This is a genomic window from Streptomyces sp. NBC_01244, assembly GCF_035987325.1.
Taxonomy (GTDB): domain Bacteria; phylum Actinomycetota; class Actinomycetes; order Streptomycetales; family Streptomycetaceae; genus Streptomyces.
The window spans coordinates 8,559,817-8,581,415 of sequence record NZ_CP108488.1 but is presented as its reverse complement, the minus strand read 5'-3'; the positions used below and the strand labels follow the sequence as shown (position 1 = coordinate 8,581,415).

General features: G+C 71.6%; 16 protein-coding genes, 3 pseudogenes and 2 riboswitches. Of the genes and pseudogenes, 15 read left to right on the top strand and 4 right to left on the bottom strand.

Features of this window, described 5'->3' with window-relative positions; translation table 11 throughout:
• Positions 1-182: 182 nt before the first annotated feature.
• The 5 genes and pseudogenes from OG247_RS38180 to OG247_RS38160 all read left to right on the top strand — a co-directional run bounded on the left by OG247_RS38180 (position 183) and on the right by OG247_RS38160 (position 5,591).
• Positions 183-1,680: pseudogene (locus tag OG247_RS38180) on the top strand (CoA-acylating methylmalonate-semialdehyde dehydrogenase).
• Complete coding sequence (locus tag OG247_RS38175) at positions 1,677-2,828, top strand: acyl-CoA dehydrogenase family protein (RefSeq protein WP_327256541.1); 1,152 nt, start codon at positions 1,677-1,679, stop codon at positions 2,826-2,828. Before OG247_RS38180 ends, OG247_RS38175 begins: the two are co-directional and overlap by 4 nt.
• Positions 2,825-3,910: an enoyl-CoA hydratase/isomerase family protein gene (locus OG247_RS38170; protein ID WP_327256540.1), complete on the top strand. Its 1,086-nt coding sequence runs from the start codon at positions 2,825-2,827 to the stop codon at positions 3,908-3,910. The genes OG247_RS38175 and OG247_RS38170 overlap by 4 nt, the downstream gene beginning before the upstream one ends.
• Positions 3,907-4,809 (top strand): 3-hydroxyisobutyrate dehydrogenase, encoded by a 903-nt coding sequence (mmsB, locus tag OG247_RS38165; protein WP_327256539.1) that lies wholly within the window; start codon positions 3,907-3,909, stop codon positions 4,807-4,809. The genes OG247_RS38170 and mmsB overlap by 4 nt, the downstream gene beginning before the upstream one ends.
• Positions 4,806-5,591, top strand: coding sequence for an enoyl-CoA hydratase (locus tag OG247_RS38160; protein ID WP_327256538.1), 786 nt, complete (start codon positions 4,806-4,808; stop codon positions 5,589-5,591). The genes mmsB and OG247_RS38160 overlap by 4 nt, the downstream gene beginning before the upstream one ends.
• 61 nt (positions 5,592-5,652) lie before the next feature.
• Here the strand turns inward: OG247_RS38160 and OG247_RS38155 are convergent, their stop codons facing one another.
• Positions 5,653-7,065, bottom strand: a complete 1,413-nt coding sequence (locus tag OG247_RS38155) for a hypothetical protein (protein WP_327256537.1) — start codon at positions 7,063-7,065, stop codon at positions 5,653-5,655.
• A gap of 139 nt (positions 7,066-7,204) precedes the next feature.
• Positions 7,205-7,279: riboswitch (cobalamin riboswitch) on the bottom strand.
• 127 nt (positions 7,280-7,406) lie between these two features.
• A riboswitch (cobalamin riboswitch) is annotated at positions 7,407-7,516 on the top strand.
• Between the two features lie 138 nt (positions 7,517-7,654).
• Between OG247_RS38155 and OG247_RS38150 the strand changes: the two genes are divergently transcribed.
• The 7 genes and pseudogenes from OG247_RS38150 to OG247_RS44990 form a co-directional block, all read left to right on the top strand.
• Positions 7,655-10,462, top strand: a complete 2,808-nt coding sequence (locus OG247_RS38150) for a prenyltransferase/squalene oxidase repeat-containing protein (protein WP_327256536.1) — start codon at positions 7,655-7,657, stop codon at positions 10,460-10,462.
• A complete protein-coding gene (locus OG247_RS38145) occupies positions 10,462-11,388 on the top strand; it encodes a hypothetical protein (RefSeq protein ID WP_442813688.1) in 927 nt (308 codons plus the stop codon). The genes OG247_RS38150 and OG247_RS38145 overlap by 1 nt, the downstream gene beginning before the upstream one ends.
• A 4-nt stretch (positions 11,389-11,392) precedes the next feature.
• A complete protein-coding gene (locus tag OG247_RS38140) occupies positions 11,393-12,586 on the top strand; it encodes an energy-coupling factor transporter transmembrane component T (RefSeq protein WP_442813519.1) in 1,194 nt (397 codons plus the stop codon).
• A complete protein-coding gene (locus tag OG247_RS38135; RefSeq protein WP_327256534.1) occupies positions 12,583-14,244 on the top strand; it encodes an ABC transporter ATP-binding protein in 1,662 nt (553 codons plus the stop codon). Before OG247_RS38140 ends, OG247_RS38135 begins: the two co-directional genes overlap by 4 nt.
• Positions 14,241-15,041, top strand: coding sequence for an ECF transporter S component (locus OG247_RS38130; RefSeq protein WP_327256533.1), 801 nt, complete (start codon positions 14,241-14,243; stop codon positions 15,039-15,041). Before OG247_RS38135 ends, OG247_RS38130 begins: the two co-directional genes overlap by 4 nt.
• 59 nt (positions 15,042-15,100) lie before the next feature.
• Positions 15,101-15,883 (top strand): MerR family transcriptional regulator, encoded by a 783-nt coding sequence (locus OG247_RS38125; RefSeq protein WP_327257775.1) that lies wholly within the window; start codon positions 15,101-15,103, stop codon positions 15,881-15,883.
• Between the two features lie 50 nt (positions 15,884-15,933).
• Positions 15,934-16,058, top strand: a pseudogene (locus OG247_RS44990) (YnfA family protein); the annotation flags it as partial.
• A 39-nt stretch (positions 16,059-16,097) separates the two neighbouring features.
• Here the strand turns inward: OG247_RS44990 and OG247_RS38120 are convergent.
• Complete coding sequence (locus OG247_RS38120) at positions 16,098-16,517, bottom strand: DUF5990 family protein (protein WP_327256532.1); 420 nt, start codon at positions 16,515-16,517, stop codon at positions 16,098-16,100.
• A 130-nt stretch (positions 16,518-16,647) separates the two neighbouring features.
• Here OG247_RS38120 and OG247_RS38115 point away from each other — a divergent pair, with 130 nt between their 5' ends.
• Entirely contained in the window at positions 16,648-17,856 is a 1,209-nt protein-coding gene (locus OG247_RS38115) for a cytochrome P450 family protein (RefSeq protein ID WP_327256531.1), read from the top strand.
• A gap of 166 nt (positions 17,857-18,022) precedes the next feature.
• On the top strand, positions 18,023-19,636 hold the full coding sequence (locus OG247_RS38110) for a phospholipase D-like domain-containing protein (protein ID WP_327256530.1): 1,614 nt from the start codon (positions 18,023-18,025) through the stop codon (positions 19,634-19,636).
• A 162-nt stretch (positions 19,637-19,798) separates the two neighbouring features.
• Here OG247_RS38110 and OG247_RS38105 read toward each other — a convergent pair.
• Positions 19,799-19,960, bottom strand: a pseudogene (locus OG247_RS38105) (pirin family protein); the annotation flags it as partial.
• 412 nt (positions 19,961-20,372) lie between these two features.
• On the bottom strand, positions 20,373-20,897 hold the full coding sequence (locus OG247_RS38100) for a MarR family winged helix-turn-helix transcriptional regulator (RefSeq protein ID WP_327256529.1): 525 nt from the start codon (positions 20,895-20,897) through the stop codon (positions 20,373-20,375).
• A gap of 125 nt (positions 20,898-21,022) precedes the next feature.
• On the opposite strand from OG247_RS38100, the gene OG247_RS38095 reads away from it, so the two are divergent.
• Complete coding sequence (locus OG247_RS38095) at positions 21,023-21,598, top strand: NADPH-dependent FMN reductase (protein WP_327256528.1); 576 nt, start codon at positions 21,023-21,025, stop codon at positions 21,596-21,598.
• Position 21,599: the final 1 nt, after the last annotated feature.

Genomic DNA, 21,599 nt, shown 5'->3' with positions numbered 1-21,599 from the left:
GATGGAGCAGACACGCATGGCACCGGTTTGTACCCACGACCCTGGTGATCCGGCGGAGCGCGCGCACACCACTTCCGCGCGCTCGTAGTCCCACGACCTTCCCCAGCGGCGCATCCCATCGGGTGCCGTCCGCCGGCAGGCCGTGCCATTCCCCGGATCTCACCTGACGAGAGCAGGCACCCATGGTCCGCGAGCTCACCCATTTCATCGGCGGCAAGCACACGGTCGGAACCTCCGGCCTCTTCGCCGACGTGTACGACCCCAACACCGGGACGGTCCAGGCCCGGGTCCCCCTGGCCGGGCGCGCCGACACCGAGGCCGCCATCGCCAACGCCGAAGAGGCTCAGGCCGACTGGGCCCGGTGGAACCCGCAGCGCCGCTCACGCGTCCTGCTGCGCTTCCTCCAACTGATCGAAGGGGAACGGGACTCGCTCGCCCGGCTGCTGTCCGCCGAGCACGGCAAGACCGTCGCCGACGCCCACGGTGACCTGCAACGCGGCCTGGAGGTGGTCGAGTTCGCCGCCGGGATCCCGCACCTGCTCAAGGGAGAATTCACCGACAACGCGAGCACGGGCATCGACGTGCACTCCTTGCGCTCGCCGCTCGGCGTCGTCGCCGGGATCACCCCCTTCAACTTCCCCGCCATGATCCCCCTCTGGCAGGCCGCCCCCGCCCTGGCCTGTGGAAACTCCTTCGTCCTGAAGCCCTCCGAACGAGACCCGTCCGTACCGCTGCGGCTGGCCGAACTCTTCCTGGAGGCAGGCCTGCCGGCCGGCGTGCTCAATGTCGTCAACGGCGGCAAGGAAGCCGTCGACACCCTCCTCGAAGACCCCCGCGTCCAGGCCCTCGGCTTCGTCGGATCGACCCCGATCGCCGCGTACGTCTACGCCACCGCCGCCGCGCACGGCAAGCGCGCCCAGTGCTTCGGCGGGGCCAAGAACCACATGGTCGTGATGCCCGACGCCGACCTGGACCAGGCCGTCGACGCGCTGATCGGCGCCGGATACGGCTCTGCCGGGGAACGCTGCATGGCCGTCTCCGTCGTCGTGCCCGTCGGCGAGGAGACCGCGGATGCCCTGGTCGCGAAGTTGAAGGAGCGCCTGGCCACGCTGCGCGTCGGCCGCTCCGACGACCCCGAGGCCGACTTCGGGCCCCTGGTCAGCCGCGACGCACTGGACCGGGTGGACCGCTACGTCGGCATCGGAGCAACCGAGGGGCCGAACTCCTCGTCGATGGACGCGGGTTCACCGTGCCCGGGCACGAGAACGGCTACTTCACCGGGCCCAGCCTCTTCGACCGCGTCACCCCGGGGATGCGGATCTACCGCGAGGAGATCTTCGGCCCGGTCTTGAGCGTCGTACGGGCCGCCGACTACGAGGAGGCGCTGCGCCTGCCCACGGAACACCCGTACGGCAACGGCGTCGCGATCTTCACCCGGGACGGGGACACCGCCCGCGACTTCACCCGCCGGGTGGGCGCCGGCATGGTCGGCGTCAACGTGCCGTCCCCATCCCCGTCGCCTACCACACCTTCGGCGGCTGGAAGCGGTCCGGCTTCGGCGACCTGAACCAGCACGGTCCCGACTCCATCCGCTTCTACACGCGCACGAAGACCGTGACCTCGCGCTGGCCCTCCGGGGCCAAGGAAGGCGCGAACTTCAGCATTCCGACGACGGGATGAGCCCGGTGGCCACCCTGACCGAGGACCAGCTCGCCCTCGCCGAGGTCACCCTCGACTTCGCCCAGGAGCATCTCGCTCCCCACGCCGTCCTGTGGGACCGGACCAAGCACTTCCCCGTGGAGGTCCTGCGCCGGGCCGCCGGTCTGGGCCTCGGCGGGGTCTACGTCCGCGAGGAGCACGGCGGTTCGGGTCTCAGCCGGAGCGACGGGGTCCTCGTCTTCGAGACCCTCGCCACCGGCTGCCCGTCCATCGCCGGGTACCTGTCCATCCACAACATGGTCGCCTGGATGATCGACCGCTACGGGAACCGGGGCCAGCGAGAGCGCTGGCTTCCCGGCCTCTGCTCGGCGGACACCCTGGGCAGCTACTGCCTGACCGAGCCGGGCGCCGGCTCCGACGCCGCCGCCCTGCGCACCCGCGCCGAGCGGGAGGGCGACCACTACGTCCTGACGGGCGTCAAGCAGTTCGTCTCCGGCGCCGGAGCCTCGGGCGTCTACGTGGTCATGGCGCGGACGGGCGAGGCCGGCCCGGGCGGCATCTCGGCCTTCGTCGTCGAACGCGAAGACCCCGGAGTCTCGTTCGGCCCCAACGAGGCCAAGATGGGCTGGAACGCGCAGCCCACCCGCCAGGTCATCCTCGACGCCGTCCGGGTCCCCGACGATCGCCGCCTCGGCGTCGAGGGGGACGGCTTCCGCATCGCCATGAACGGCCTCAACGGCGGGCGCCTCGGCATCGCCGCCTGCTCGCTGGGCGGCGCGCAGAGCGCCCTGGACCGCAGCCTGTCCTACCTCGCGGACCGCGAGGCCTTCGGCGGCCGGCTCCTGGACGCGCAGGCGCTCCAGTTCCGGCTGGCCGACATGGCCACGGAACTCGCCGCCGCCCGCGCCCTGCTCCGGCAGGCCGCGGAGGCCCTCGACGCGGGCGATCCGCTGGCCCCGCGACTGTGCGCGATGGCCAAGCGGTTCGCCACCGACACCGGCTACGCGGTCGCCGACCGCGCCCTCCAACTCCACGGCGGATACGGCTACCTCAGCGAATACGGCATCGAGAAGATCGTCCGCGACCTGCGCGTCCACCAGATCCTGGAAGGCACCAACGAGGTCATGCGCGTCATCGTCGCGCGCGGACTGACGGAGACCCTGCGATGAACCACACATCCCCCGAAGAACCCGACCACGTCCTCCTGCGCACCGAGGGCCACGCCGCCTACATCACGCTCAACCGTCCCAAGGCCCTCAACGCCCTCACGCATCCCATGGCCCTGCGCATCGACCAGGCCCTCACCGTCTGGGAGCACGACCCGGCCGTCGAGACGGTGGTCATCGAGGGCGCCGGCGAACGCGGCCTGTGCGCGGGTGGCGACATCCGCGCGATCTACGAGGACGCCCGCAGCGGCGGCACGGCCTCGGCGGACTTCTGGCGCGACGAGTACCGCCTCAACGCCCGCATCGCCCGCTACCCCAAGCCGTACGTGGCCCTGATGGACGGCATCGTCATGGGCGGCGGCGTCGGGATCTCCGCGCACGGCACCGTCCGCATCGTCACCGAACGCTCCCGCATCGCCATGCCCGAGACCGGCATCGGCTTCGTTCCCGACGTCGGCGGAACGTACCTGCTCGCTCTGGCCCCCGGCGAGCTGGGCACCCACTTGGCCCTGACGGGGACGCCGGTCGGCGCGGCGGACGCCCTGCTGTGCGGCCTCGCCGACCACTTCGTACCCGCCGACCGGCTGCCGGCGCTGGCCTCGGACCTCGCGCACGGCTCCGTACACGAGGTGCTGGAGCGGTTCGTGGAGCCCGTACCCGTCGGCGTGCTCCACGGCCACCGGGAGTGGATCGACCACTGCTATGCCGCGGACACCGCCGAGGAGATCCTCGCGCGGCTGCTCGCCGCGGACCTCCCGGCCGCGAAGGCCTCGGCGGACACGCTGCCGGCGAAGTCCCCCACCGCGGTCAAAGTCACCCTGGCCGCGCTCCGCCGAGCCCGCCGGCTCGGCCCCCTGGAACGGGTCCTGGAACAGGAGTACCGCGTCTCCGTCGCCGCCCTGTCCTCGCCCGACCTCGTCGAAGGCATCCGCGCCCAGGTCATCGACAAGGACCGTGACCCGCGCTGGTCCCCCGCCACCCTCCAAGCCGTCGGCCCGGCGGAGGTCGAACGGTTCTTCGCCCCGCTCGGCGACCGCGAACTCCGCCTCGCCCCGTCCCCGTCGTCACAGGAGGTCGCCTGGTGACCAGCACCGTCGCATTCATCGGACTCGGCCACATGGGCGGCCCGATGGCCGGCAACCTGGTCAAGGCCGGGCACCGCGTCCTCGGCTTCGACCTCGTACCGGACCAGCTGGCGGCGGCTGCCGCCGCCGGTGTCGAACCCGCGGCATCGGCTGCCGACGCCGCCACTCGCGCCGACGTGGTCATCACCATGCTGCCGGCCGGCCGCCACGTCCTCGCCCTGTACCGGGAAGGGGGACTGCTCGCCGCCGCCCGGCCCGGCACCCTCTTCGTCGACTGCTCCACCATCGACGTCGCCGACGCCCGCGCCGCGCACGAGGCCGTCGTAGCGGCCGGTCACCGGGCGCTCGATGCCCCGGTGTCCGGCGGTGTGGTGGGCGCCGAGGCCGGCACGCTCACCTTCATGGCGGGCGGGGGCGCCGCGGAATTCGCCGCGGCGCAGCCGCTCCTGGACGCCATGGGGAAGAAGGCCGTCCACTGCGGGTCCGCGGGGGCGGGGCAGGCTGCGAAGATCTGCAACAACATGATCCTCGCCGTCTCGATGATCGGCGTCAGCGAGGCTTTCGTCCTCGCCGAGAGCCTCGGCCTGGACCACCAGGCCCTCTACGACGTCGCCTCCACCGCTTCCGGCCAGTGCTGGGCGCTCACCGTCAACTGCCCCGTCCCCGGGCCGGTTCCGACGAGTCCCGCCAACCGCGACTACCGGCCCGGCTTCGCCGCGCCGCTCATGGCCAAGGACCTCGGCCTGGCCGCCAACGCCCTGCGGGCCGGCGGTGTGGACGCGCCACTGGGCCTCAAGGCCGCCGAACTGTACGCCGCGTTCGCGGAGGGCGAGGGCGCCGGCCTGGACTTCTCGGCGATCGTCCGCACCCTGCGACCCCAGAACGGAGCCACCCCATGAGCGACGGCACCACGTACGAGACCATCCTGCTGGAACGCAAGGGACGGGTGGCCGTCCTCACCCTCAACCGGCCGCAGGCCCTCAATGCCCTCAACCTCCAGGTCATGAACGAGGTCGTGGCCGCCGCCGAGGCCTTGGACCGGGATGCCGAAGTCGGCTGCATCGTCCTCACCGGCTCCGCGAAGGCCTTCGCCGCCGGCGCCGACATCAAAGAGATGCGCCCGCGGAGCTACATGGACATGTACCTCTCCGACTGGTTCGGTGCCTGGGACCGGCTCGGCCAGGTCCGTACGCCCACCATCGCCGCGGTCTCCGGCTACGCGCTGGGCGGTGGCTGCGAGTTGGCGATGCTCTGCGACATCCTCCTCGCCGCCGACACCGCGAAGTTCGGACAGCCCGAGATCAAACTCGGCGTCATCCCCGGGATCGGCGGATCCCAACGGCTCACCCGCGCCGTCGGCAAGGCCAAGGCGATGGAACTCTGCCTGACGGGCCGCACCATGGGCGCCGAGGAGGCCGAGCGCGCGGGGCTCGTCTCACGGATCGTCCCGGCGGACGAGCTGCTCGCCGAGGCCCTCTCCGTGGCGGAAACCGTCGCCGGGATGTCGAAGCCGGTCGCGATGATGGCCAAGGAGGCCGTGAACCGCTCCTTCGAGACCACCCTCACCGAGGGCGTCCGGTTCGAACGCCGCCTGTTCCACGCGGTGTTCGCCACGGCCGACCAGAAGGAGGGCATGTCCGCCTTCGTGGACAAACGGCCGCCGCACTTCACCCACGGTTGAGCCATCGGGCGGTCCGAAGCGGGTGCGGGCCCCGGTAAGCCGGAGCCCGCACCCGTGGGGATCAGGCGCCCCAGCGCAGGGCGATCGTGTCTCCCACATTGATCGCCTTGTTGCGGGCGGCGCCGGCGAAGGCCGAGCCGTCGACGCTGACCTTCCAGGTGTTGGAGCCGCTGTTGGCCTTGCCGTTGACGGCGGTGATCGTGCCGGTGCCGGAGGACGGGGTGACGCTCGTGACGCAGCCCGACGGGGTGGCGCCGGTGGTCGCGGCGTTCAGGACGCCGCCGAGGGTCGTGGTCGTACCGGTCGGCGTGAAGGCCACCGAGCAGACCTTGAGGTTGCCGGCGCCGTCGTCGACGGTCAGGGCCAGCTTGGTGGCGGTGCCTGCGGTGAAGGTCGACTGGGCGACCCACTGCGGAGCACCCGGGGTGACGGGGACCGGCGGGGCGGTGGTGAAGCCGCCGCCGACGACGGCGCGCAGCGCGTCGATGGTGGCGTAGGCGGAGGGCGAGGTGTCGGCGGGCTTGTACTTGAAGCCGCCCGCCGGGTTGTACTGGTTGGCGATCAGGAAGTCGATCGGGGTCTTGCCGTTGGCGGTGAGGAAGTCACCGGTCTGCGTGTTGATGCCACAGGCGTTCAGGCCCGCCACGCCCCAGCCGTTGGAGCTGGTGTTGACGCCGTACATGGAGTTGAAGGCGCCGGTGGTCGCGACCAGCTTGCCCTTGAGGAAGTTCTTGGCCTGCACGACGTCCGCGTCGGTGCCGGGCACGCCGGAGACGCAGAGGGCGGCCATCGCGGCGCCGGTCATGTCGACGTCGCTCGCGGAGTTGAGGACGGTGGGGTTGCCCTCGGCCTTGTTAAAGGTCCAGCCGCCGTCCACGTGCTGGTTGGCGCGGATGCGGGTGACCATCGAGTCGGTGAGCGCCTGCGGGATGCGGTGCGCGCCGCCCTGGGTCTTGGCCCCGCGCAGCGAAAGGGCCGCGAAGACGGTGCCGTTGAAGTTCCCGGACGGGCCGAAGTAGCCCGCCTCGGCCGTCTGCCAGTAGGAGTAGATGTTCGCGACGAGGTTGCGCGAGGCGGAGACGCGCGCCGGGTCGATGCCCGCGGCGTACGCGTTCAGGGTGCCGCGCTCGTAGTCGGTGACCACGGGGGAAGCCTGCGGCCAGCCCGCCGTGGAGAGCAGGTTGCGGTAGACCGTGCGGGCGTTCTTCGTGGTGTCGCCGCCTGGGGCGACATCGACGACGGCCGTACCGGCGGCGGCGAAGGTGCTGAACGCCCATTCGTTGGACAGCCCGGACCCGGCGTACGAACCGTCCGCAGCCTGGAGTGACTTGAGATAGGCGACGCCGTTCGTCTTGGACGTGGCCATCTGCGCCGGGCTGGAGGTCGCGAAGGCGGGCAGCGCGGTGAGGGCGAAGGCGCCGAGCGCGGCGGGAACCGCGAGTGCGAGGCGGCGGGAGGTACGGGGACGGGACATGGCCTGCTCCTGGAATCGGCGAACGCCGGCCGCTGCCCGCGCACGCCCGCAGGTCACCGCACACGAGCGCGGCCGGGGCATGGTCGGAGGGCCGCCGTCCGGAACGCGTGGTACGGCTTCCTGTACTGCATCGCCGCTTGGGCATTCGGGCTCGGAACGGCCCCCGCCGTCCCACACCGCTGCGCGTCAGCTCCGGCTTCTCACCGGATTCCCCCACGTGGCAGCCCAGGACGCTACCGGAGTGATCAAGGGTCCGCCAGCCACCCGGACGGCGTGCACGTGCCGGGCCGAAGCCGCTGCCACCGGGGCCGTCCGGTGAGACTCAAGCCACCTTGACGCGTCAGCGACATCCGTGTTGCACTCCGGCTGATAACTGCTCAGTACCAGGGGAAGCCGGTCGAATTCCGGCGCTGACCCGCAACCGTAGACCCGGGGCGTCCCGGGTGAGCCGGAATGCCTGGGGCTGGGTCACAGTACGAAGAACGCCGTCGCGGACTGCGGTGTGGTCGTCGCAGCCTCCCCATGGCGCATGAGCCGTGCGGGGGCGCATCGCCACGTACGCAGCCGCCCGGCAGAGACGAGGGCCGCGGTGGGGACCGACCAGCAGGCGAAACGGCATTCGGGGACGAGACGGCGGTTCTTCTCCCTCGTGACCGCGTCCTTCCTGACGCTCGGCGCGGGAGTGGCCTTCCTCACGGTGCCCACCTCCGCGAACGCCGACCCGATCGACCAGTGCACGGCCACCACCGGCGCCATCGTCGCCGTGGACTTCGGCCCCTTCGGCGGCAAGGTCGAGCGCGGCTGCGACACGACCCCCACCACCGGCTACGAGCTGCTGCACACCGGTGGCTTCACCACCGAGGGCACCGTCCACGACGGTGACGGGTTCATCTGCCGGATAGGCAAAGGCTCCTTCAACACCGGTACGGAGTACCCCACTCCGGACAAGGAGGACTGCGTCCTCACCCCGCAGGCCACCGCGTACTGGTCGTACTGGACCGCCTCCCCCGGTCAGAAGAACTGGACCTACAGCTCGCTCGGCGCCATGTCCCGCACCCCGCAGGCCGGCGACGTGGACGCCTGGGTCTACGGAGGCACCGACATCGGCGGCACCTCGGGCAAGCCCGGCTTCTCACCCGACGACGTACGCGCCGGGGGCGGTTCCACCCCCGATCCGACCGTCCCGACGGCCCCGCCCACCGTGCCCGCGGGGTCGGTCGACGTCCCCGCGGCCACCCGCTGGATCACCGGGAGGCTGACGGACGGGGAGCGCGTCGTCGACGAGGGCTCCACCACCCCGAACCATTTCCTCACCACCGAGGTCGCTTACGCCCTGGCGGCCGCCGACCCGAAGGGCCCGGCAGCCAAGAAGGTCGCCGACTTCCTCGCCACGCCCGCGCAGACCGACGCGTACGCCTACCCGGCCGGCAAGGACAAGATCCCCGACGCCACCGCCGCCGCCCGTCTCGCGCTCGTCGCCGAGGCCACCGGCAAGGACCCCCGAGCCTTCGGCGGTCACGACCTGCTCGGCGACCTCCTGAAGTACGTCTGCCCGCGCGACATCGGTGACGGCGAGAACATCGAAGGCTGCCTGACCAAGGGCGACTTCCGCACCACCGGCCAGTCCGACGCTCAGGCCATGGCCGTCATCGCCCTGCTCAACGGCGGCGTGACGCCCCCGGCCGACGCCGTGAACCGGCTGACCGGCCTCCAGTGCGAGGACGGCGGCTTCACCGGCATCCTCATCCGCTCCGGCGAATGGTGCGACAGCGACGCGAACGCCACCGGGCTCATCACGCTGGCCCTCAAGCGGGCCGGCGGCCACGACGCCGCCGTGCAGAAGGCCCGCGACCACCTCAAGAAGTCCCAGCTGGCGACCGGCGCTTGGCCCTCCGCCTCGTACATGACGACCGGCAGCCCGGCCTCGACCGCCTGGGCCGCCCAGGCCCTGCGCGCACTCGGCGACGAGGCCTTCGCGGACGCGGGGGTCTCCTGGCTCTCCCGGCACCAGTTCCCGGGGGCCGGTTTCGGCTTCGAGGAGGACGACACCGAATCGCGACTGTTCGCGACCACCCCGGCCGCCATCGCGGGCGCCAAGAGCGACCTGGTCGCGCTGACCACGAAGAAGACCGACCCACCGACCACCCCGCCGGTCACTCCCCCGGTGACCCCACCCGTTACTCCCCCGGTCACCCCTCCGGCCGGTGACGGGCCGGACCTGAAGAAGGGCTCGGCCTACCTCGCCGACCACAGCCGTCTGATCCAGGGCCGCTACTACGAGAGCGGCGCGGGCACCGGCTTCGCCGACTACGGCCTGACCATCGACGGTGCCTACGCACTCGCCGCCACCGGACAGGACAACACCACGCTGCGGGGCATCGTCGACTTCCTCGACAAGGGTGGCAAGGACGGCAAGGGCCGCACCATCAACGACTGGACCCTGATCGGCACCAAGTACGCCGGCGGCGGCTCCCTCGGCAAGGCGGCCCTCCTCGCCGAGACCGTGGGCCGCGACCCCCGCGACTTCGGCGGCCAGGACCTCATCGCCGCGCTCGCCCAGGGCATCTGCACCGCGAAGAACGACACCCCCAAGCAGTGCGCGGCGAAGGGCAACTACGTCTTCGCCACCTCCGTCTTTTCCCAGTCCCTCGGCGTCATCGCCCAGGTCCGGGCCGGCGAGACGGCTGCCGCGGCCGAACCGATCGCCTACCTCAAGAGCCTCCAGGACCCCTCGGGCGCCTGGCCCAGCCTGATCGGCGAGGCCAGCCAGGCCGAAGTGGACTCCACGGCGATGGCCGCCATGGCACTCGACCTGCTCCCCGACGCCGCATCGCAGGCGGCCGTCGACAAGGCCGTCGCCTGGCTGGCCACCCAGCAGAAGGACGACGGCGGCTTCCCTGGCGCATCCGGCAATTCCGTCAACTCCGCGGCTCTCGCCGTACAGGGCATGTCCCTGGACGCCACGAGGTACGCGGACCGCATCGCCAAGGCCCGCAGGTTCCTCGTCTCGCAGCAGAACGGCGACGGCGGCTTCACCATCGCCAAGGGCGGCCAGCCCGGTTCCGACGTCCGCGCCTCCGCGCAGGCCGTAGGCGGCGCCACCGGCATCTCCTTCGGCCTGCTGACCCGCGACCTGAGCGGCACCACCCCCCAGCCCGTCCCCAGCACCTCGGTCCGGCCGTCCGGCTCCCCCTCCCCCTCCCCCTCCTCGCCCGTCATCGTGACCCCGGGTGAAAGCGGGGGCGGCTCGGGCTCCGGCGGGGGTGGTGGCGGCCTCGCCGCCACCGGTGCCCAGGTCGGGGGGCTCGCCGCAGCGGCCCTGCTCCTGACCCTCGGCGGCTGGGGCCTCACCCGCGCCGCCAAGCGCCGCCGCGAAACCACCGGGGGCGGGGCGTGATCCGCAGCCGCGCACTGCGGATCCTGGCCCGTACCGCCGCCGCGCTGGGCCTGACGGTGGCGGCCCTCGCCGCCACCGCGGCCCCGGCCGGGGCCGCCCCGCTCCCCATGGGACAGTGCACGACCTCCTCCGGGGCCGTCCTCGCCGTGGACTTCAGCCGCTGGGGCGGCCCGGTGTACCGGTCCTGCGGCAGCACGCCCACCACCGGCTACGAGCTCCTCAACCAGGGCGGCTGGGCCACCACCGGCACCGGCCACGACGGTCCCGCCTTCATCTGCCGCATCGGCTACAGCGGCTTCCAGGGCGGCAGGCAGTTCCCCACGCCGCAGCAGGACGACTGCGTGCTCACGCCCCCCGCCTCCGCCTATTGGTCGTACTGGCACGCCAACCCCGGCCAGAACGCCTGGGAGTACAGCCAGCTCGGCGCCATGCTGTACAAGCCCAAGCCGGGCAGCGTAGACCTGTGGATCTTCGGCGGCACCAACATCGAGGGCACCGAGGGCAAGCCCACCGTCACCCCCGACCAGCTTCGTGCCAAGAACACCGCGCCGACGGGCGGCCCCGCACCCAAGGACACCCGCACCGCGGCGCTTCCGCCGCCGAGCGTCGACACGGGCCCCACGCCGGAGAACCCGACCGCGCCCGACCCGACGCCGCCGTCCAGCCCCCCTGCTTCGCCGAGCCCGTCGGCTTCGCCGAGCCCCTCCGGGAGCGTCTCCCCTACGCCCTCCGCTTCGGCGTCGTCCAGCGCGCCGGCGGCAGCCGCGCCCGCCCCGGGCCCCCAGGTCGTCGAAGCGGCCCCCGCCGCCGACGCCACCCATGACGTGGGCTCGTACCTGCCCGCCGTCGCCACCGGAGCCCTGGTGCTCCTGATCGGTGGCGCCGCCGTGTACGCGGCCAGGCGCCGCCGTCGTAGTACGGAGTAGCCGCGTGTCCCGCACCACCACCACCACCGTGGCCGCGGCCAAGACGCCCGCGTCCGGCATCACGTCGGACGCGGGCGGTCGCCGGCTGCCCCGCACCCTGCATCCGGTCGCCTGGTGGATCTGGGCACTGGCCCTGGCCACCGCCGTCAGCCGCACCAACAACCCGCTGCTGCTGTTCCTGGTCCTCGCCGTCCTCGGCTACGTCATCACCGTGCGGCGCACCGAGGCCCCCTGGGCGCGCGGGTTCAAGTACTACCTGTACCTGGCCCTCACCGTGGTCGCGATCCGGGTGCTCTTCCGCGCCGTCTTCGCCACCGGCATCACCCCCCGCGACCACTTCCTCTTCTCCCTGCCGCACATCCCCACACCCGACTGGTACGCGGGGATCCAGCTCGGTGGCCCCGTCTCGCTGGAGGCCCTGCTGTCCGCCGCCACCGACGGACTGCGGCTCGCCTGCATGCTGTGCTGCATCGGCGCCGCCAACACCCTGGCCAACCCGAAGCGCGCCCTGCGCGTCCTGCCCGGCGCCCTGTACGAACTGGGCGTCGCCGTCACCGTGTCCATCAGTGTCGCGCCCCAACTCGTCCAGAGCGTGCAGCGGGTGCACCGGGCCAAGCGGCTGCGGGCCGGCCGGTCCAAGGGACTGCGCGCCCTGCGGGGCATCGTCGTACCGGTCCTCGAAGACGCTCTGGAGCGGTCCCTTCGTCTCGCCGCCGCCATGGACTCCCGCGGCTACGGCCGCGCGGGCACCGCCACCCGCCGCTCCCGCCGGCTGACCGGCGCCCTCATGCTGCTCGGCATGTGCGGCCTGTGTGCCGGGGCGTACGGACTGCTCGACGCCACCGCTCCGACACTGCTGGGCCTGCCTTCCATGGGCGCCGGTGCCCTGCTGTGTTTCGCGGGACTGCGCCTGGGCGGCCGCCGCATCACCCGGACCACCTATCGGCCCGACCCCTGGCGCGCAGCCGAGTGGTCCGTCGCCGGCTGCGGGGTCCTCTCCGCGGTCCTCCTCTTCGCGAACGTCGGCTTCAACGCCGCCGAACTCAACCCTTCGATCTATCCGCTCAGTTGGCCCACCCTGCCGCTCGTACCCGCCGCCGCGATCCTCCTCGCGGGTACCGCCGGCTTCCTGGCCCCGCCCCCGGCCCCGCCCGCCCGCGTGGTCGTCCCCGCACAGCGCACCGAGGAACCCAAGTGATCACCTTCGACGAGGTCACCGTCCAGTACGACGACGCGGAGGAACCGGTGCTGCGCGACGTGAACCTCACCGTGGAGGAGGGCGAACTCTGCCTGGTCGTCGGCCACACGGGCGTCGGCAAGTCCACCCTCCTCGGCGCCGTCAACGGCCTCGTTCCCCACTTCACCGGCGGCACCCTCTTCGGCCGCGTCGTGGTCGACGGACGGGACACCGCGGCGCACCCCCCACGCGAACTCGCCGACGTGGTCGGGGTGGTGGGGCAGGACCCGCTGGACGGTTTCGTCACCGACACGGTCGAGGAGGAACTCGCCTACGCGATGGAGCAGTTGGCTGTACCACCGGCCACCATGCGCAAGCGCGTCGAGGAAACCCTCGATCTCCTCGGCCTCGCCGACCTGCGCCACCGCGCCCTGCACGAGCTGTCCGGCGGCCAACAGCAGCGCGTCGCGATCGGCTCCGTCCTGACCGCCCACCCCCGGGTCCTCGTCCTCGACGAGCCCACCTCCGCGCTGGACCCGACGGCCGCCGAGGAGGTCCTCGCCGCCGTCACCCGCCTCGTCCACGACCTCGGCGTCACCGTGCTGCTCGCCGAACACCGCCTTGAGCGCGTGGTCCAGTACGCCGACCGTGTCATCCACCTCCCCGGCGACGGCCTCGTCGTGTCGGGCACACCCGCCGAGATCTTCCGTACGTCGTCCATCGCACCACCCATCGTGGAGCTCGGCCGCGCGGCCGGCTGGACCCCGCTGCCGCTCTCCATCCGTGACGCCCGACGTGCAGCCGCTCCTTTGCGGAGCCGGCTGGCCGACCGCACTCCCCCACCGGTACGCCCCACCCCGACGGCCACCCACCCGGAACTCCTCACCGCGCGCGGCGTCACCGTGACCTACCACGGCGTCCCGGCCGTACGGGAGGTCGACCTCTGCCTCCACGGCGGTGAGGTCACCGCGCTCATGGGCCGCAACGGCTCCGGCAAGTCCTCGCTCCTCTGGGCGCTCCAGGGTTCCGGCCCCCGCAAGGCCGGCACCGTGGCCGTAAGCGCAGCCGAGGCCGGCACGAAGCCTCAGGACCCGCGGAAGCTGTCCGCCGCGCAGGCCCGGCAACTCGTCGGTCTCGTCCCCCAAACCCCGACCGACCTCCTCTACCTCGAATCGGTCCGGCAGGAACTCGACCAGGCCGACACCGAGTCCGCAGTCGCCGCGCACGGGATCCGGGCCCGCGCCATCCTGGACCGGCTCGCACCCGGCATCCCCGACACCACCCACCCCCGCGACCTCTCCGAGGGCCAGAAACTCGCCCTCGTCCTCGCGATCCAGCTGACCGCCGCCCCCCGCGTCCTCTTGCTGGACGAGCCGACCCGCGGCCTCGACTACCGCGCCAAGAACGAACTCGTCCGCATCGTCGACGACCTGGCCGCGGAGGGCCGGGCCGTCGTGATCTCCACCCATGACGTCGAGTTCGTCGCACGGGCCGCCGACCGCGTCGTGGTGATGGCCGAAGGCGACATCGTCGCCGACGGCCCCACCACCGAGGTCATCGTCGCCTCCCCCGTCTTCGCACCTCAGACCGCGAAGATCCTGGCCCCGCTGCCCTTCCTCACCGTCGACCAACTGGCCGCCGTACTCACCGCCGCCGACGGAACGGACCCGCACGCGTGAACACGTACACCGCGGCCATCCGCATCCGCCCCCGGGCCGGAATCGTCATCACCATGGCGGCCTTCCTCGGGCTCGTCGCGTTCTTCTGGCCCTTCCTCGTCGTTCCCGGCACGTTCGGCTCCCACTACGCCCCACCCCTGATCTTCGGCGTTCTGCTGGTCATCGTCCTCTCCGTCGTGATCTCCGAGATCGCGGAGGGCGGCATCAACTCCAAGGCCCTGGCCATGCTGGGCGTCCTGTCGGCCGTCAACGCCGCCATCCGCCCGCTCGGCGCGGGTACCGCCGGCATCGAAACGGTCTTCTTCATCCTCGTCCTGGCCGGACGCGTCTACGGCCCCGGCTTCGGCTTCACCCTGGGCTGCACGTCCCTCTTCGCCTCCGCCCTCATCACCGGCGGCGTCGGGCCCTGGATGCCGTACCAGATGTTCGGCTGCGCCTTCGTCGGCATGCTCGCCGGCTTCCTCCCCAAGGCCACCGGCCGCCGGGAAATCGCGATGCTCGCGGTCTACGGTTCGGTCTCCGGCTACCTCTTCGGCTTCCTCCTCAACCTCTCCTTCTGGCCCTTCTCCCTCGACCCCAACAGCTCCATCGCCTACCTCCCCGGCCTCCCCTTCACCGAGCAGTTCCACCGCTACCTCGCCTTCGACCTCGCCACTTCCCTCGGCTGGGACACCGGCCGCGCCGTCACCAACTTCGTCTGCGTCTGCCTCGCCGGCCCGGCCGTCCTCACGGTCTTCCGCCGCGCCGCCCGCAAGGCCCGCTTCCAGGCCCCCATCCGCTTCGTGGCGCGCCCGTAGGGCTTGACGGCTTGACCTTCGACCCGGGTCGAAGGTTTATCGTCGATGGTGTGAGCACGATGCGGATCTCCCAGCTGGCCGAGCGTTCCGGTGTTCCGGCGACCACCCTGCGCTTCCACGAGGGCTCCGGGCTCCTGCCCGCCGAGCGGACGCCGGCCGGCTACCGGGTGTACGGCGAGGCAGCACTCGAGCGGTTGGCCTTCATCGGCGCGGCCAAGCATCTGGGGCTTCCGCTGGAGGAGATCGGCGAACTGCTCACGGTGTGGGAGGCCGGGGCCTGCATTGACGTCAAGGCCGACCTGCGGCCACGGCTCGCCACCCGCCTGAGCGAAGCCGAAACCCGCACGGCGCAATCGGCCGCGTTGGCCGCCTCCCTGCACTCGGCGCTGGAACACCTGGACGCGCTGCCCGACCGGGCCGGACGGTGCGACCCCGAGTGCGGCTTCCTCGTACCGGGACCCGCGCCGACTGCGACCGCCGGTCCGGGAGACGTGGCGCTCACCGGCCGTCGGACCGCCGACCGGGAGACGGAGCACTGGCGCACCGCGCCAGTGGCCTGCTCGCTGTCCGGGAAGGCCATGAGCGAACGCGCCGCACAATGGGCCGAGGCCGTCGGCGGCGCCGTCCGGACCCGGATCTCCGACGGGCTGCGCCTGACCCTGCCCGTGGAGCAGGCCGTGGCCCTGACCGCGCTGGCCGCTGCCGAGCAACAGTGCTGCCCGTTCTTCGACTTCCGCCTCCACCTCGACGGCACCCAGGTCCATCTGGAGGTCCGCGCGCCCGCCGACGGCGCCGCGCTGCTGGCCGACCTGTTCGGGCCGGCCGTCGGGCCGGCCGCCTGACCTCGCTCGCTCCTCCCCCCGTCCTTCTCCAGAGAGACTCCGCTGTGCTCGTCGTCGGTTCCATCGCCTGGGGCATGGGCGCCGACGGGTACCGCCCCGACCCCTACGACGTCATCGGCACGCACTGGTCTGCCTCGCCCGGATGGCGGTCATCATGTACGCCCCACGCGGCAACTGGCCGACGTCGGCGGCACGGTGTTCCCTCAGGTTCCGCTCAGCTCCAGGTGAGCCCGGGTGGGCGCACCGCAGCGCACACGGGCATCCCGCACGCGTCCGTCAGTCCGAGCCGCGCTTCGGCGGCGCCCCGTTCGACGGCCTGCGGCGGGAGGTCGTCGAGCATCAGCTTGGCGCGGCGGAACATCGTGAACGCTCCGCCGGGCGGCAGCTCTCCCCACGTCAGATACAGGAACCGGGCCCCGCGTCGCCCGTGGACGTAAGGGCCGCGAAAGTCCCAAGCGCCGTCCGGCGCTGCGACCGCTTCCACGGTGAACTCCCAGACCGCCTCCGCCGCATCCCCGGGGACAGCGGCTTCCGGCTCGCGCCCTCGCTGCACGGCGACATGGACGTCCCGGTAGGCGCCGCATTCACGACCCGGGAGATCACGGCCCATGATCCGCAGCGAGAGTGGTGGCATGCGCACCACTCTGCCACGCACCGCGCTCCCATGGGCGGGGGCTGTCGCGACACACCGCCGCGGTCGGGTTCCCGGCCATCGCGGCGCCAGGGCCTGCGGCCCGTCCCCACAGCCTGGCTAGGGTGGCGCCATGGATCTCCAGGCCGAGCTGATGAACCACCCGCACGAGGCGTACCAGCACCTTCGTGACAACGCGCCGGTGCAGCGGGTACCGGGGCCCGGCGGCGAGCCGGCGTGGCTCGTCACACGGTACGAGGACGTGCGCGCGGCCCTCGTGAATCCACGGCTCTCCCTGGACAAGAGCATGGCCGCGGAAGGCAGTTACCGAGGTCTTTCCCTGCCACCGGTCCTCGACGCCAACCTCCTGAACATGGATCCCCCGGACCACACCCGCATCCGCAAGCTCGTGAGCGGCGCCTTCACCTCGCGGCGCATGGAGGGGCTTCGGGCTCCGATCCGCCGCACGGCGGATCAACTCCTCGACCGTCTGGGCTCGCACGGCCGCGCCGACCTGATCGCCGCGTACGCCGCGCCGCTGCCGATCGCCGTCATCTGCGACCTGCTGGGCGTCCCCGAGGACCGGCGCACGGACTTCCGCTCCTGGACCAACGCGCTCGTCGCCCCGGATCCCGGCCGGCCGACGGCCGCCAAAGAGGCGGTGGGGGCGATGGTCGCCTTCTTCGTCCAGCTCATCGCGCACAAGCGCCGTCACCCCGCCGACGACCTGCTCTGCGACCTGATCGCCGTACGCGACGCCGACGGGGACCGCCTGAGCGAGGACGAGCTGACGTCCCTGGCGTTCCTCATCCTGGTCGCGGGCTACGAGAACACGGTGCAGCTCATCGGCAACGCGATCCACGCACTGCTGCGGCATCCGGCCCAACTGGCGCGGCTGCGCCAGGATCCGTCGCGCATTCCCACCGCGGTCGAGGAGCTCTCACGCTACGAAGGACCGGCACTTCTCGCCATCCGCCGCTTCCCGACCGAGGACGTGACGATCGGGGGCATCACGGTTCCCGCGGGCGAGACGATCCTGCTTTCCCTGGCGTCCGCCAACCGCGACCCCGCCCGTTTCGATGAGCCCGACCGCCTTGACCTCGACCGTGACACCTCCGGCCATCTGGCACTCGGCCACGGCATCCACTACTGCGTGGGCGCGCCCCTGGCGCGGATCGAGACCGAGATCGCGCTGGCGACGCTCCTCGAACGGTTCGCCGATCTGGCCCCGGACCCGGACCCGGCGGAAGCGGGAGACGAAGCCCGCTGGCGGCCGTCCCTGCGAGCCCGCGGCCTCGTCGAGCTGCCCGTGGTGTACGGGACGGCGCGGACGGCCGGCTGACGAAGCCGGGGCGCCGCGCGAGTCGGCCCTTCGGAGGGTGGCCGGAACTCGCCCGAGGCGGGTGAACAGAGGGCTACGCGCTGGTAACTTGCCCGAGTTGATCAAGGTCGGAGCCGTGGTGGACCACGCTCCGGCCCGGAGCCACCCCCTCAGTCAAGGAACCACATTGGCACGCACCGTCCGTACGGCCGCACTCGTCTCCACAGCGGCGCTCGCACTCGGCTTCTCCCTCCTCGGCGCCATCACCCCCGCCTCCGCCTCGGAGGCGCCGGCACCCACCCCGCACCTGGACGCGGTCGAGCAGACCCTGCGTCAGGTCTCGCCGGGCCTGGAGGGCTCGATCTGGGAGCGCACCTCCGGCAACCGGCTCGGCTCGTCCGAGCCCGGGGGCGCCGACTGGCTGCTCCAGACTCCCGGATGCTGGGGCGACGCCGTGTGCGCCGACCGGCCCGGATCGCGCCGCCTCCTGGACAAGATGCGGCGCGACATCGCCGACGCCCGGCAGACGGTCGACATATCAACCCTGGCGCCCTTCCCCAACGGCGGTTTCCAGGAGGCGATCGTCGCGGGCCTTCGGGAATCCGTACAGAAGGGCAACCGGCTGAAGGTGCGCGTCATGGTCGGCGCCGCGCCCCTCTACCACTCCACGGTGATCCCGTCGTCCTACCGGGACGAGCTGCTCACGAAGCTCGGCCCGGCCGCCGCGGGCAACATCACCTTGAACGTGGCCTCGATGACCACCTCGAAGACCGCCTTCTCCTGGAATCACTCCAAGCTGGTCGTGGTGGACGGCAGTTCGGTGATCACCGGTGGCATCAACAGCTGGAAGGACGACTATCTCGAGACCTCCCACCCGGTGAGCGACGTCGACCTCGCCCTGTCCGGACCGGCGGCCGGTTCCGCGGGCCGCTACCTGGACTCCCTGTGGGACTGGACCTGTCGCAACAAGAACAACTGGAGTGCGGTCTGGTTCGCCGCCTCGCCCGGCGCGGACTGCATGCCCGCCCTGCCCCGGCCCGCCTCCCCGCAGGGCGAGGGGAACGTGCCCGCACTGGCCGTCGGCGGGCTCGGCGTGGGCATCCGCCAGAACGACCCCGCCTCCGTCTTCCGCCCGGTCCTGCCCACGGCCGGCGACACCAAGTGCGGGATCGGGGTGCACGACAGGACGAACGCCGATCGGGACTACGACACCGTCAACCCGGAGGAGAGCGCGCTGCGCGCCCTGATCTCCAGCGCGACCTCTCACATCGAGATCTCCCAGCAGGACGTGCACGCCACCTGCCCGCCGCTGCCCCGCTACGACGTGCGCCTCTACGACGCCCTCGCCGCGAAGCTCGCCTCCGGCGTGAAGGTTCGCATCGTCGTGAGCGACCCGGCGAACCGCGGCACGATCGGCAGCGGCGGCTACTCGCAGATCAAGTCGCTCTCCGAGGTGAGCGACGCCCTGCGCGGCCGGGTGACGGCCCTGACCGGCGACGGCGCCCGAGCCCGGACGGCTCTGTGCGAGAACCTCCAGCTGGCCACGTTCCGCGCCTCGGACCAGCCGACCTGGGCGGACGGCAAGCCGTATGCCCAGCACCACAAACTGGTGTCGGTCGACGGATCGGCCTTCTACATCGGCTCGAAGAACCTGTATCCGTCCTGGCTGCAGGACTTCGGGTACATCGTCGAGAGCCCGGCCGCCGCCGGACAGCTGAAGAGCGACCTGCTGGACCCCCAGTGGCGCTACTCCCAGGCCACCGCGACGCACGACTACACCCGCGGCGTCTGCCAGGGCTGATCCCCCGGACACATGGACACCTGACGCGAACGTGCACCTCACACACCTCGTCGAGACCGCCCCGCGCCGAGCGAGCCCAGCCGGAAGGACTGGCGAACCCTCCGGCAGCGGAACGGACCGGCAGCCACGCGTCCCAGCCGCCTTGGACGGCATGTACGCGGTTCAGCGCACCCTTCCCCTCGGCTTCAACCGAGTTGGGGGCAGCTCCGGAGCCGGAATCGGAGGGCCGTCGTAGCCCTTCACCTCGCCGTAGCGGGTGCCGTCCGTCCAGTCCTCGCGGAACTGGACGATCTCCTCGTTGGAGCGTCCGATCCAGTTCCAGAACCATTGGATCTTTCAACATTTCCGCAGGTCAGAGCGTTACAACTCCCTCAAAGTCAGCAAAGTCAGCATCGGAGCGACCCGGTCACTGGCGCGATCAGGGGGATTCTTTTCTCCCGGAACTGGATCGGAGCGGCTCCGCCACCTCGTCACGCCTACCCAGAGTTCCACCGCTGACCAACCTTGCACGCGGAACCGGCATGGCCATCGTTCGCATCAAAGACGGTGCCATCATCGGGCTCTACACGATCGTCACCGAGATCCACCAGCCGTCCCATCCCATCCAGGCCGGGGCCGACGTGGCAGGTGCGATGGACTTCGGGAGGCGAGGACCTGGGCCGCTCGCTCGGCGGGTTCACCAGCAAGCTCCACGTGAGCGCGGACGGCCGTTGCCGCCCACTGCCACCGGTCGGACTCACGAGGACTGCCGACCAGGCTCGGCATCGTCGCAGCGGTCGGTGTCGGCGTCGCACGGCTCGGGGTCGCCGAGGCCGCGAGCGACTCGTTGCAGCAGGGCCCGGAACAGCTCGCGGTCACCCTCGTCGATCGCGGAGAGGAGCCCACCCTCCGCCTCTTGCACCCGTCCTTGCAGCTCCCGGACGGTGTCGACGCCGTGACCGGTCGCGACGATCTTGCGTCGGCGCCGATCGGCGGGGTCGAGTCGGCGCTCGACCAGTCCGGCCGCCACGAGCTCGTCGATCAGGTAGGTCATCACGGTGCGGTCGATCCGCAGGTATCCGGCCAGGGCCAGTTGATTGGGCTCGTCACCCTCGACCACGGCAGCGAGCGTCTGGTAGCCGCGCGCACCCTGCGGGACGCTTTCGAGCGCCGAGGAGACAGCGGAGCGGTAGGCATGCGCCACCGCCATCAGCGAGAACCCGAAGTCCCCGGTGAGGTCGCCGCACCCGGCGACCGGTGCGGTCGGCGTCTCGCTGCCCATGACAGGAATGATACCAATCGACCCGTTGTTGAGTAGATCGTCTGCCTCGCAGACCATCTGCCTGGCAGCGCACTCCCGCAGGTGCCACGCAACAAGTGCCGTGAACGAGGAAGGCCAGGCCCGTCATGCTCAAGATCGGCATCATCCTCGGCAGTACCCGTCCCAACCGCAACGGTGAACAGGTCGCCCGCTGGGTGCTCGACATCGCCTCACGCCGCACTGACGCCGAGTTCGAACTCCTCGACCTCCGCGACTACCCGCTCCCCCACCTCGACGAGCCCATGCCGCCGTCGCTCGGCCAGTACCAGAACGAGCACACCCGGCAGTGGGCGGCCAAGATCGCGTCGTTCGACGGGTTCGTCATCGTGACACCGGAGTACAACCACGGCATCCCCGGCGTCCTGAAGAACGCCCTCGACTTCCTCTACGCCGAGTGGAACAACAAGGCCGTCGGCTACGTGTCCTACGGCGGCGTGGGCGGAGTCCGCGCGGTCGAGCAGCTGCGCCTGGTCGCCGGCGAGCTCCAGATGGCCGACGTACGCCAGCAGGTCGCACTGTCGCTGATCACCGAGTTCGAGAACTACCAGGTCTTCAAGCCCGGCGGCTACAACCTGCCCGCCTTGAACACGATGCTCGACCAGGTCATCGCCTGGACCACCGCACTCGCGCCCCTGCGTACGACCGCGACCGCCGCAGCCTGAC